Below are 13,117 nucleotides of genomic sequence, written 5' to 3'. Positions count from 1 at the left end.
AAATGTTTTTTTTTTTTTTTTTACTCAAACGATAAACTTACGTAAATAACCTAATTTTCATATTTGAAAAAGCTTTTGGATTAGTCAAATTCATAATCAAATTTAAAATTATCGCTTTCAAAATTAGCAACACTGTCTTGATATGGAATAGCAAAACTTTGAATAACAACACGAAAAATAGGGTCTGTGTCTGAAATTTTGAGGGGACTTTCAGGCATTTTTGGATTTAAATCAGAAAAATTAAAACTATAATCAGCAACAGATTCGGGTTGGTCAATATTATTAATTAGCTGTAAATCATACTCAGAGTTTAAATCTTCTTTTGAATTAAGCTTAATTTTGAATGGATTTTCTAAACTTTGATTATGTCAAAAAAGCCTTAAAATAGGGGTTGGTTTTATATTTGGGGCGCTTAATTTTCATTTTTTATCAGATTTTGTCTCAGTTTTTTCATTAGTTTGAGAATTTGAACTGTTAAGAGGGGATGAAAAAATAAATTTATATGCATTAATTAAAAGATAATTTTTATTGTCTTTTTGAATAATATTTGGTTTTAATAACTTAGTTTCAATATAACGTCAGTTTTGCACAAAAATTTTTGAAATTTTTTTATGTTTTTCAAAATTATCTTGATCTGAATCATTTAAAAGGTCGGTATTTCCGTCATTTATTTTTTTACCTGAATAAACTGCAAACGTTTTTTGAAAAATATTTTTCAAAAAATTTGGATTAGTTTCCTCAGATGAGTCAAAGTTGTCCTGAAGAGCTAAAATTCGATTTTTATTATCAAAAACAAAACTTTTTGCAACATCAGAAGCATAAATTTTACTTTTTTCCTCAGGCAGAAGATTAATTAAGCTAGGTTTATTTAAAAATCACTTTAATCTAATAGCATTTACTTCCGAAACATAAAGATCAAATGAGCGCGGATTTTGTTTTTGAAATTCATCCTTGTTTTCTGAAATTGGAATAATCACTGATGGAATAGAAGAAATACTTATTTCTGTTTCTGGTTGAGAGCAGGAAATCAAAAAGATTGGCAAAATTGCTAATCCACTGAAAAATTTATAAAAATGTTTTTTTATTGCCACCAAAAACCTCGCTTTTTAATCATTTTATTTTAGCTTTTTTAATCTTTATTGAAAATTAGAGGTCTAATATTAAATTTTAGAAGTTATTTTTTATTAGGTTTTTACTTTAATTTAATAAAAATTGTAATATAATTTTTAGATATTTTACTAAATTATAATTTAAAGAGACTCAAAATGATTGAAATTAAGGATTTGTCAAAAATTTTTGCCGATAAAGTTTTATTCCAGAATGTAAATTTAAAATTTACAGAAGGAAATACTTATGGAATTATCGGTGCAAACGGAGCTGGAAAATCAACTTTTTTAAAAATTTTAGCTGGTTTTATCGAACCTTCATCAGGATTAATTCAAACTTCACAAAATCAAAGAATTTCGGTTTTATCACAAAATCACTATGAATTTGATGATTTTATTGTTACTGATGTTGTAATAATGGGAAACCAAAAATTATACGAAATTCAACAGGAAAAAGATCAAATTTATGCAAACCCGGATGCAACAGAGGCTGATTATAACCGCGCTGGCGAACTTGAAGAACAATTTGGACTTTTAGGCGGTTGAAGTGCTGAAAATGATGCACAAATTTTACTTTCAGCACTTGAAATTCCTAAGGAATTTTGATACTCAAAAATGTCAGAATTAAAATCATCATATAAAGTTAAAGTACTTTTAGCAAAAGCGCTTTTTGGAAATCCTGATATTTTGATAATGGATGAGCCAACTAACCACTTAGATTTTAAAGCTATTAAATGACTTGAAGAATTTTTGATTAATTATAAAAATATTGTTTTGGTTGTTAGCCATGATAGCGATTTTTTGGATCAAGTTTGCACTCATACTGTTGATATTGATTATGGTGAAGTTAAAATTTTTACTGGAAATTACAGTTTTTGAAAACAATCTTCTGAGTTATTAAGAGAACTTCAAAAAAATGCTAATGCAAAAAAAGAAGAGCAAATTGCAAAATTAGAGGCATTTATAGCAAAATTCTCTGCAAATGCGTCAAAATCTGCCCAGGCAACTTCGCGAAAAAAATCACTCGAGAAAATTCAGCTTGAGGAAATCAAACCTTCATCACGAAAATACCCTTACATTCGTTTTAATGTTTTCCCAAGACCTGGAAAACAAATATTAAATGTTGAAAATTTGAGTTATAAAAATCCTGAAACTGGCGAGTTTCTATTTAAAAATGTGTCTTTTACACTTTTACCAGGTCAAAAAATGGTAGTTTTTGTTGATGATGACTTAATAAAAACTAAATTACTTGACATTATTGCCGGAAAAGAAGCCCCAACTTCAGGGACAATTACTTGAGGCTCAACAATAAAATTTGATTATTTACCAGCAAACACAGATGATTTTTTTAATTCAGATTTAGATTTAATTTCTTGAATTTCACAATGGCCAATTTTTAACACCCAAGACGAAAATAAAGACAATTCAACCCATAGAATGCGTGCTTTTTTAGGAAGGATGTTTTTTAGCGGCGATCAAGTTTTCAAAAAAGTCAATGTTACATCTGGTGGAGAAAAAGTTCGACTAATGTTTTCAAAAATGATGCTAAGTGAATCAAATTTTTTAATTTTTGACCAACCACTTAATCATCTTGATTCTGAATCAATTGATTCTTTCATTGAAGGTTTAAAACTTTATGATTCAGGAGCAATTTTTACAACTTACAATCTTGCCTTAATAAAAGAAGTTGCAAATGCCATTTTGGATATTAAGCAAGATTCCGCTGTATTTTTTCAAGGTTCGCTGGCTGAATATGAGAAAAAAATAGGAATTTAGTACATAAAAGTATTTTTTTTAACTTTTAAATTTAATTTAGGAATATATTAAATGGTTTTTGACACAATTTGTGCGATTGCTTCAGGAGCAATAAATCAGGCAATTTCGATCATTAGAATTTCAGGGCCAAACGCCTTTAAGATCATGGAAAAAATTTTTACCGGGAAAATTGGTAATTCCATGGAAATAACTTTTGGCTGAATTCATGATAATCAAACTAAAATTGATCAGGTTTTAGTTTTATGATTTGCAGGAGATAAAAATTTTGTTGGTGAAGAAACTGTAGAAATAAACGCTCATGGCGGAGTTTTAAATACAAATTTAATTCTTGAAACTATTTTAAAAACTAAACTCGCTAGACTTGCAAATCCTGGAGAGTTCAGTTTGCGTGCTTTTTTAAACGGAAAAATTGACTTAGTTAAAGCTCAGGCGATTAATGATTTAATTCATGCTCAAGTTAAATCACAACACAATGTTGCTCTTAAACAGTTTTCAGGCGTAAGTTCAAACTTTATTAAAAAATTAATCCAACAAATCGAGGAAATTATCGGGACTATTGAGATAAATATTGATTATCCCGAATATGATGATGTTGAAATTCTAACAAATCAGATTCTTATTCCTAAAATTGATGAATTAATAAAAAATTTTAATGAATTAATAAAAATAGCCGATAATTCAAGACTAATTTATGAAGGAATAAGAACATCTTTAATTGGCGAACCCAATAGCGGCAAGTCTTCGCTTCTAAATGCTTTAATTGACGAAAATAAGGCGATAATAAGTGAAATTCCTGGAACAACTCGTGATATTGTTGAAGGTAATTTTGTGATTGACAATTTGCTTTTCAAAGTTTTTGATACTGCCGGAATTAGAAAAACTAAACAAAAAATTGAGCAAATTGGAATTAGTAAAACTTTTGAAAACATGGAAAAATCTGATTTAATTTTACATGTTATTGATACAAGTCAAAAAAAATCTAAACATCTTGATTTAAGTGAAAAAATTAGCGAAAATCAAGTATATTTACAAGTCTATAATAAATCTGACCTAATTCAAAATAAGGAAGAATTTGCTGATAAAATATTAATTAGTGCTAAAAACAAAGAAATTGATAGCTTAATTGAAAAAATTAAAACTATTTTTGCCTTTTTGGGAAAAGAAAATCAGTTTGTCGCTAATTCATTCCAAATTTCACAGATAGAATTGGCAAAAACAGCAATTATTGAGGCTAAAAATAGTCTAGAATCTGGTTTTGGACCTGAAATTGCTATCGTAGATTTGCGTAATGCTTGAAGAGAGTTGCAAACTATTTTTGGCAGAACAGACGATGAAAACTTGCTTGATTCAATTTTTTCACGGTTTTGTCTAGGAAAATAATAAAAATTTCCCACTTTAGCATGATCATATGACGGCATTTTATCTTTAATAATGAATAAATGTACGCTAAATTCGATCACACGAGCAAATTTTTATGCTAATTTATGCGTTAAAACCATTCTTTTTTAAATGTTTTGTGCAAAATCAAAGCTTGTGTACAAAAATTAGTCTGTTATATCGTGATATTTTAAGAAATTTTTTAACTTAAAAATCATTTATTTATGAGTTTTTAATCAAACATTTTGTTTTTTAAATTAACAGGAACTGGGGCTAAAATACTATAAATATACGTTGCACTATCAAGTAAATTAAAATTAGCGCTGTTAGCAATCACAACTCGATAGAAAAATCTTATTTTGAAAATTTGTTTCTACCTTAATTTATAACAAATTTTTGATTCAAATCAATAATTTGTTGATTCTCAGTAGTTTTCATATGCTCCATGATCTTTTTTTGACTTGATTTTGATTGAGATTTTTTTCTTTATACCGGCCTTTAGAGATTGTTTCTGCAAGCTTGACTCTAAAATTTTCACGATTTTTAATTTTAATTTTGTACATTTCATTTTTTTTAACATTCCATAATTTTCCTGTCTCAAGATCTAAGGCTAACATATACGAAGCTGTTTGTAAAAAATGATCATCTGTTAAATAGTTAACAAATTTAAGTTCATAAACTGTATTATCTTTTACAACATCAGCTATTCCGCGAACATTCATTGTAAAATTATTTGCGTTATTATTATATTTTAACGAGCAGGGTTGTTGAATTTTTTCGTTCCTACTAAGCTCCTTTGATAATCTTTTGTTCATTTGTTGAATAACTTTATCATTGACAAAATTTCATTGCGCTTGTTCAATGTATCTTTCTTTGCCTGTTTGCAAATAACGATAAAATAGTATTAAATCGTTTAATGATTTTCTATTTTTATTATTAATAAAATCAATGTATTCGTCTCGTCGTGGTGATTCCTGATTCTTATCATGGTAGTTTGGAATTAAATTTCAAATTTTCTTAACCATATAGTAGGTATTAAAATAATTTGCTTCAAGAAAAATCCCAATACATGGACTAAGATCGATAAACCCATCAAGGTTTTTTACCTCTATTACGGTTTTATCATCAGTATGAATTTGTTCTACATCAAGCATTTGACGCATTTCGATTTTATCTTCATCATAATTATTTTGAAACATTGTTGACATTGAATATTTTTCTAGCCTATCTTTTTGAGGTTCACTAGATAGGGTTTTTATAAGAGTATCTCTGACAAATATTTTATCTTCGTCATGGTCAGGTGGCTTTAAGAATATGATTTTTTCTTTTCCTCTACTTGCCGCTACACAAAATAGATTTCTTAAAATTTCATAATTACTATCAATCTTTTCTAAACGTTTAAATCAATAACTTTTAGTAAAATCAAAAATAACACAAATAGGTCTTTTTATCCATTTTGAGCTATCGAATGTTGTAAAAATAGCCGAATTTTTTTGGGGAAACAAATTTACATCTCTTTCTCATGTAGAAACATAAACGGTTTTTTTATCAAAAATAGCACTATGATTTTTTTCAAGATAATTTAGTACTTTTAACATTTGTCCATCATTTTCGCCTAAACATAAGATATCTGAAGGTTTTTGCTTAGATAAGAATTCCTTAATTTGGTCAAGCTCCATATATTCGACCTGGCAATTTTCATTAACCCCATTAATTGTTTTATTCCAAACTTTACTCAACATATTAGCATGATCTTTAGGCATTGTAAAAGAAATTGTTAATGAACATTTTTTATATGATACTAAAAATTTATCAATAAAATTCTCAACATCTAATTTAGTGTTATCATGAATTTTTTGTTTAATATCCCCGACAGCAACAATTTGGATGTTAGGATTTTGTGTTTTTATTCTTTCTAATAACAAGGATATTAGAAACCCAATATCTTGATACTCGTCAATTAATAAAACATCAAAGGTTCCAACAGATATATCATGGTCTAAAAATATTTTAATTGGATTCCCGGAAGAATGATTAATATCTTGTTGGTCTAACATTGATTTTGCAAAATCATGATAATTTTCTACCGTAATTTTTCTCTTTTTAATCTTATTTTTAAACTTTTTTTTAATCTTGTTTTGAGCTTCAATTTTTAATGGTCAATTGTAGGTTAAGTACAAAATTTTTTTATCAATAGGAAATTTGTCGCACAAAGCTTGAATTACTGTTGTTTTTCCACTCCCAATGCAACCATCAACTAGAACATTTTTGCCTTTTAATGCTAAATTAATCACTTTCTGTTGTTGCGGTGTTAGCTTCATAAATGTCAAATTAGTCCTGTTTTTCTATCCATAATTACTTTTTTATTTGGAAAATTCTAATAATGCCAATATACGTTTCTATTTTTCCGTGATTGATTTTAATTTTTTAGCTATCAAATCTTGTAAAACTGATTCGACAGTATTTTTAGTTTTTAATGAGTAAATTTTTATTATCTTTAAAACCTACAAGACAAAATAAATTAATTAAACAATTAATAAATTATTTTATCATAAATCTTGATTTTTCGAATTAGCTTGGAATTACTACAATTTCAAAAAATTTTTAATCTAATTTATTATTATTCTAATTTATTTTTGCTTTTATAAGTTATAATTTTTAAAAGAAACAACCAAATTTATACTAGCAAGATTTTAAAAAACGCTATAAAAACAAAGGTTATTTTAAAAAAGAGAGGTAAAATGGACAAATTCATTCTTTTTGATATTGGTGGTACAAACATTAAAATGGGAATTATTGATAATAACAATTTTTTTCACCAAACAAAAACTTTTAAAACCAATATCAGTTCAATTCTAAAGAATTTAGAAGAAATTATCAACTCAATTTTAGAAAAATCAGATTTTTCTAAAGACATAAAAGGAATCGCTATTGCTACAATGGGCGGGGTTGATGTTGAAAAAAAGAAAATTATTTTTGTAAATCATAAAACATTACCATATTTTGGCAGCGATTTTTCTATTTTAGAAAAAAAATTTAATTTGCCTATTGTTGTTGAAAATGATGCAAATGCCGCTGCAATTTCAGAAAAATTTTATCACAAAGACCTAAAAAATTACGCAACAGTTACTTTAGGGACTGGCGTTGGAATTGGAATTGTCAAGGATGAATTAATTCGTGGCGAAAATTTTCTTGCTGGTGAATTTGGTTATCTAATTTATGATGGTCAACGGCTTGATGATTGACTTTCTTTTAGTTTGCTTGATAAAGAAATTAGTAAACTTTATAATATTAGAATTTCTGAATATGAAAAGTTTGATGATTTATATAAAACTAACTCTGATTTCCAAAAAATGATTGATGATTATTTCCAAAAAGTTGCTGACTTTACTTATCAACTTGCAATTTTTCAAAATTTAGAAAAAATCTTTATTGGTGGAGGGTTTTCCTATATAAATAAGAAATACTTTGCAAAAATTCAGCAAAAATTCCTAAAAATGTTAGAACAAACTCCTTATAAATGCGAGCTTTTGATCGCCGAATCCAAAAATAATGCCGGTATGCTCGGTGCTTTTTATCTTTTAAGGCAAAAATTTAATTTTTAGTAAATAAATTAACAAAAACTAACAAAAATAAAGAAAAATCCCGTTTTTGAAAAAAATACGGGTTTTTTTATGTCCGGCATGCTGGCGGTTTTTTTATGTTTCACGCCAAAAATTTAATCTTTAGCAGATAAATTAGCAGAAACTGACCAAAATAAAGAAAAATCCCGTTTTTGAAAAAAATACGGGTTTTTTTATATATAATTATTTTATATACAAAAAATAGGAAAATCAACATAAAAGATTTTTCTATAAGAAGGAGGCTAATATGGAAAAATATCATGGATTTTTCCCCGCTTTAATAAGTCCTTTTAACGAAAAAGGCGAACTAATGACTGAAAATCTTGAGGATATTCTTGATTTTTTAATTGATGTCCAAAAAGTTGACGGTCTTTATGTCACTGGATCAACCGGCGAATTTTTGCTAATGTCTGTTGAAGAACGACAAAAAATTTATGAAATTGTAGCTAAAAAAGCAAAAAATAAAGTAACTTTAATTGCTCAGATTGGAAGTTTGAATCTTGATGAAGCAATCCAACTAGGAAAAAAAGCTAAAGAACTTGGTTTTGATGCAATCAGCGCAATCACACCTTTTTATTATAATTTTTCTTTTGATGAAATCAAAAACTACTACGAAGAAATTGCAAAAAACGTTGATTTGCCGATGTTTATTTATTACTTGCCTCAACTTGCAGGCTCAAAAATTAACATTGAACAATTTGGCAGCATTTTAAATCTTAAAAATGTTATTGGCTGCAAATTTGGGTCAAATGACATCTTTTTATTCGAAAGACTAATCAAAACTTATCCAGAAAAAATTTGAATGTACGCTTTTGATGAAGCTTTTGGACTCGCTTACCTTTTAGGAGCTCGCGGATTTATCGGTTCAACTTATAATACAAACGCAATCAAGGCAAGAAAAATTCTTGATTTAGCAAAAAAAGGTGATTTACTAGCCTTTAAAAACGAAATTCATGTCTATAATGACTATATTCAATCACTTTTGGAAGTTGGGCTAATGCAAACAATCAAAGCAATTATGCAACTTTATGGTGTTGATGCTGGTTATAATCGCCTTCCATTTAAAAAAATTTGCCAAAAAACACTGAATCAAAAGGCGCTTGAAATTAAAGAAAAATTTTTAGACTAGCTTTAACTTTTTCAAATTTTTAATTACAAAAAGTTGAAAAAGGGGGAAATATGGATGAAAATAAATCAAGTTTTTCAACAACTGATTGAATTATTTTAGCAATTTATATGCTTTCAATGCTGTTGCTTGGACTATTTTTTTGGTATCAAGAAAAAAACAATAAGCAAAAAAGCACTGATTCTTATTTTAGTAGCCAAGTCAATTAAAGTGCCTTCAATTGTTATTGCTCTTTCGATTTGGGCTACCGGGCTTTCGTCCCTTACATTTTTAGGTCTCCCCGGACTTGCTTTTAAAACAGGATGAATGTGATCTGTCGGGCAAGTGGCAATAATTTTGATTAGTCCGGTTTTAATTAAATGAATTATCCCTTTTTATCGCCAAATTACCGCAAATACAGCCTATGCTTATCTTGAAAGTCGTTATAATTATTTAATTCGGGCTTTAAGTGGCGGTTTGTTTGCTATTTTTCACATTTTTCGGATTGCAATTGTTCTGTATATTCCTGCACTGACTCTGTCACTTTTTGTTGATTTAGACATTTATTTGATTATCGGAATTATGGCGATAGTCGTAATTTTAAACACTTTTTTAGGTGGTTTTAAAGGTGTTTTGTGAACTGATGCAATCCAAGGTCTTGTTTTACTTTTGGGAATTATTTGCATTCTCATTTTTGGACTAGCGCAAACTGACTGAAGTAAAGGCGATATTTATCAGTCAATTTTTAATGCAGGTCAATGAAAAATAAGTGCCGCTAGTGGTGGTATGTTCCTTCTTTTTTTAGGAAAATATGTTGAAACTATTTTCTCATATACAGCATCTCAAGACATTGTCCAAAGATATAAAACCTCTAAATTCATTTCCGGAACTAATAAAACTATCTATATTAATGCAATTTTAACTCTTATTACTATTTTTGTGTTTTATGGCGTTGGTTCAATGTTGTATAGTTACTTTAAATCCCAAGGATTTGATGTTGATGCCAAAAATGCAATTGACCAAATTGTTGGTCGCGAAAACGCGGCAAATAATCAACTTCTTTCATTTTTCATCATAAAAGTTTTGCCAACCGGACTTTCTGGTTTGATTATTGCCGCGGTTTTTGCCGCAAGTCAATCAACAATTTCTTCTTCAATGAACTCGCTAGTTAATGTTATTGTTAGTGACTTTATTCAACCAATTCGTAAATTCCGGAAAAAAGCACCTATAAAAGACCGAATAATGTTGATTATTTCAAAAATTTTAATTACATTTTTCGGAATTCAAGGAATGTTAGTTGCTTTTCTTTTGGCATATTCAGAACAAACTAATTTATTTAACCTTTTCCTTGCAGTAGTTGGACTTTTTGGTGTGCCAATTGGTGCTGTTTTTATGTTAGGAATTCTAACTCGAAGAACAAATTCTTTTGGCGCCGTTCTTGGAATTAGTGTTGCTTTTATTACTGCTTTATTTTTATGAATCTTTACAAACAAAAGACTTGTTCCTGAAAATTTAGCAATTGAATTTGCTAGCGAATATGTAGCGCTAATTTCCTTTTTCCTTACAATTATTTTTGGCTATGTCGGTTCAATAATTTATACTTTTTTTAGTAAAAAAGAGAAAAACTTAACAAATTTAACAATTTGAACAAAAACACCCGAATTTGACCAGCTAATTGCCTTAGAAAAACAAATTGCAAAAAATGACTCTAAGTTGCAAAAAGTTGCCAAAAAAGTTGCAAAAACCGTGCCAAATTTAATGCCAAAATGGCATCAAATTCTAATTTTTGGACATCCTAATTATAGAGAAAATGAGACAATCCAAACAAATCAAGAATTTTCTCAAATTCAAAAAGTTCAAGACGAAAAATTAGACCAATATGAAAAAATAAAGGAAAAATTAGCAAAAATCGCTAGTTAAAGGGTAAAAAATGCGTCTTTTAAAAAATAGTTTCATTGTCTCATGTCAAGCTCTCGAAGATGAGCCGCTTTATGGGCCAAAAATAATGCAAAAAATGATGAAAGCTGCACTTTTAGGCGGGGCTGATGGTATTAGAACTTCCCAAATTGACAATGTTAAAGATTTTTTTGAACTAAACCAAAAAGTACCTTTAATTTCTTTAATTAAAAAAACTTACCCAAATTCAAGTGTTTTTATTACGCCAACATTGGCAGAACTCAAAGAATTAATGCAATTTGATAACCAAATAATTGCAATTGATGCAACTCTGCGCAACAGGCCGGCCGAAAATCTTGATGAAATTGTTGATTTCTTCCATAAAAATCGAAAAAATAACCAATATTTACTTGCAGATTGCGCTGACTATGAAGATGTTGAAAATGCAATTAGATTAAAATTTGACTATGTAGCCCCAACCCTACGCGGTTATACAGAAACAACAAAAAATCACAATAATATTGAAAATAATTACGAGTTTTTACGCTGGATGGTTGAAAAAGTCCGTAATACCGGCATAGAAGTTGTCGCTGAAGGTGGTTTTAATGAACCTCAAAATGTAATTGACGCTTTTAAAATTGGTGCTCATTCAGTCGTTGTTGGTTCAATGATAACTAGACCTTATGTTATAACTAAATTTTTTGTTGACAAAATTCGCAAAGAAATTAACTAAGAATTTAGACCTATTTAAAAATAAAAGCTTCTTGTTGATTAATTCAAGAAGCTTTTATTTTTAAAATTTTCATAAATTTTGCTGAGTTTGTCAGTTTGATGGCTAAAATTCACTTTTTAGTCAATATAAATATACAAAAATACCCGTAAATCCGGTTTTTTCACCCTAAAATCTTAATTTTTATTATTTTGAAATGAACCTTTGCAAAAAAATTTTAAAAAAATGCTTGGTCTAAAATAAAATTATGTTATAATAATCCTAACTAAGAATAGTTAATAAATTTAGAAATCAGAATTAAGGGGGAATTACTTATGTTTTTGCCATAAAAAAATCAAAAAATGCTAATTATCCATTATGTTTTTAAATATAATGGAATGCCTTAAATTTAACCGTTTAGAAATCTTTAAATTTAGGGCTTTTGGTTATTGTTCTTTCAAAACTTCATATGTTTTTTTAGGCTTGCTGCAAATAAAAACGAGTTTTCTATTTGCATTGAGTTTAAATAGTAGTTGTATTTTTTTTGTGATTTTTGTCGTTTTATCCATAAATTGATTTTTACCAGTGTTTTAAAATAGGTAATTAACTTTTGCCAAAAAAGTTAAAAAGTGCCCAAAATCGGACACTTTTTAAGATTATCTCATCAAACTGGTAAACTAGGGAGTAATTTTAAGAAGAAAATAATTTGTCTTTATTTTCTAAAAGAATATCGATAGTTCTTGCGATTGTGTCAGATTTACAGCTTCCAATTTTTCTTGAGGCTACCTCAATTAAATCAGGAGTTGCATCTTGCATTGCAAAACCATAACGAGCTAGTTTTATCATTCCATAATCGTTAGAACTATCGCCAAAAGTTATTAATTTTTTGGTACTTATGTTATTTTTTTCTAGTAATTCTAAAATTGCAGTAGATTTATCGACATTTAAAGGATTAATATCCAAAAAAATTCGGTTTGTTATTGTTACTTTATATAAATTATTTAGCTTTTCAGCCCATTTTTTATGAAGATTTATAATTGCTTTTTCATCATTCCGAAAGGCAATTTGTGTTATTGGATCTGCTTGAATAATTTCTATAATTTCAAAATCATTCAGTTTTGTATAGTGTTTTAGGTCCATTATATGCTGATTTTTTAATCAATCATAATTTTTATGAGGAGAATATTCAAAAAGATTGTGTGGGGTTGAAAAAGCACAAATTGAATTAGTATCTTTACAATCTTTAAATAAATCAAGTGCAACTGATTTTTTAAGTGTGCCTTTGTTTATTGTTTTTTTGGTTTTAATATCATAAATTAGAGTGCCATTATTTGAAACAAGATAATGAAAATATGGATATTGTTTTGCTAAATCAATGCAAGCTGACAAACCTCGACCAGTTGCTACAACTAAAATGTGCCCTAATTCATAGAGTTTCTTTAGCATTTTAACATTTTCAGGATGGATTGTATTGTCATAGCGCAATAATGTTCCATCAAGATCAAAAGCAAAAAATAGTTTCATT

The 13,117-nt window shown here is 28.2% G+C and carries 10 protein-coding genes; 7 read left to right on the top strand and 3 right to left on the bottom strand.

What is annotated here, in order from left to right:
• Positions 1-80: 80 nt before the first annotated feature.
• Positions 81-1,091 (bottom strand): hypothetical protein, encoded by a 1,011-nt coding sequence (locus V3255_RS00990; RefSeq protein WP_333503809.1) that lies wholly within the window; start codon positions 1,089-1,091, stop codon positions 81-83.
• A gap of 174 nt (positions 1,092-1,265) precedes the next feature.
• Between V3255_RS00990 and V3255_RS00985 the strand changes: the two genes are divergently transcribed.
• Together V3255_RS00985 and mnmE are read left to right on the top strand one after the other, a co-directional pair.
• A complete protein-coding gene (locus V3255_RS00985; RefSeq protein ID WP_333503783.1) occupies positions 1,266-2,882 on the top strand; it encodes an ABC-F family ATP-binding cassette domain-containing protein in 1,617 nt (538 codons plus the stop codon).
• Positions 2,883-2,933: 51 nt separating this feature from the next.
• The gene (mnmE, locus tag V3255_RS00980) at positions 2,934-4,262 is read left to right on the top strand and encodes a tRNA uridine-5-carboxymethylaminomethyl(34) synthesis GTPase MnmE (protein ID WP_333503784.1); all 1,329 of its coding nucleotides are present in this window, start codon (positions 2,934-2,936) and stop codon (positions 4,260-4,262) included.
• Between the two features lie 380 nt (positions 4,263-4,642).
• On the opposite strand, the gene V3255_RS00975 is transcribed toward mnmE, so the two are convergent.
• Entirely contained in the window at positions 4,643-6,580 is a 1,938-nt protein-coding gene (locus V3255_RS00975; RefSeq protein WP_333503785.1) for an AAA family ATPase, read from the bottom strand.
• A 420-nt stretch (positions 6,581-7,000) separates the two neighbouring features.
• Between V3255_RS00975 and V3255_RS00970 the strand changes: the two genes are divergently transcribed.
• The 5 genes from V3255_RS00970 (at position 7,001) to V3255_RS00950 (ending at position 11,616) form a co-directional block, all read left to right on the top strand.
• Positions 7,001-7,864: an ROK family protein gene (locus V3255_RS00970; RefSeq protein WP_337902973.1), complete on the top strand. Its 864-nt coding sequence runs from the start codon at positions 7,001-7,003 to the stop codon at positions 7,862-7,864.
• Between the two features lie 265 nt (positions 7,865-8,129).
• On the top strand, positions 8,130-9,011 hold the full coding sequence (locus V3255_RS00965; protein ID WP_333503787.1) for an N-acetylneuraminate lyase: 882 nt from the start codon (positions 8,130-8,132) through the stop codon (positions 9,009-9,011).
• A gap of 50 nt (positions 9,012-9,061) precedes the next feature.
• A complete protein-coding gene (locus tag V3255_RS00960; protein ID WP_337902974.1) occupies positions 9,062-9,217 on the top strand; it encodes a hypothetical protein in 156 nt (51 codons plus the stop codon).
• A gap of 1 nt (position 9,218) precedes the next feature.
• The gene (locus tag V3255_RS00955) at positions 9,219-10,907 is read left to right on the top strand and encodes a sodium:solute symporter family transporter (protein WP_337902975.1); all 1,689 of its coding nucleotides are present in this window, start codon (positions 9,219-9,221) and stop codon (positions 10,905-10,907) included.
• 10 nt (positions 10,908-10,917) lie between these two features.
• Positions 10,918-11,616 (top strand): N-acetylmannosamine-6-phosphate 2-epimerase, encoded by a 699-nt coding sequence (locus tag V3255_RS00950; protein ID WP_303465643.1) that lies wholly within the window; start codon positions 10,918-10,920, stop codon positions 11,614-11,616.
• 666 nt (positions 11,617-12,282) lie between these two features.
• Here the strand turns inward: V3255_RS00950 and V3255_RS00945 are convergent.
• Entirely contained in the window at positions 12,283-13,116 is an 834-nt protein-coding gene (locus V3255_RS00945; RefSeq protein ID WP_069099208.1) for an HAD family hydrolase, read from the bottom strand.
• Position 13,117 lies beyond the last annotated feature (1 nt).

The organism is Mesomycoplasma ovipneumoniae (assembly GCF_038095975.1).
Classification (GTDB): Bacteria; Bacillota_I; Bacilli_A; order Mycoplasmatales; family Metamycoplasmataceae; genus Mesomycoplasma; species Mesomycoplasma ovipneumoniae_C.
This window is presented reverse-complemented; position numbering and strand designations above follow the sequence as displayed.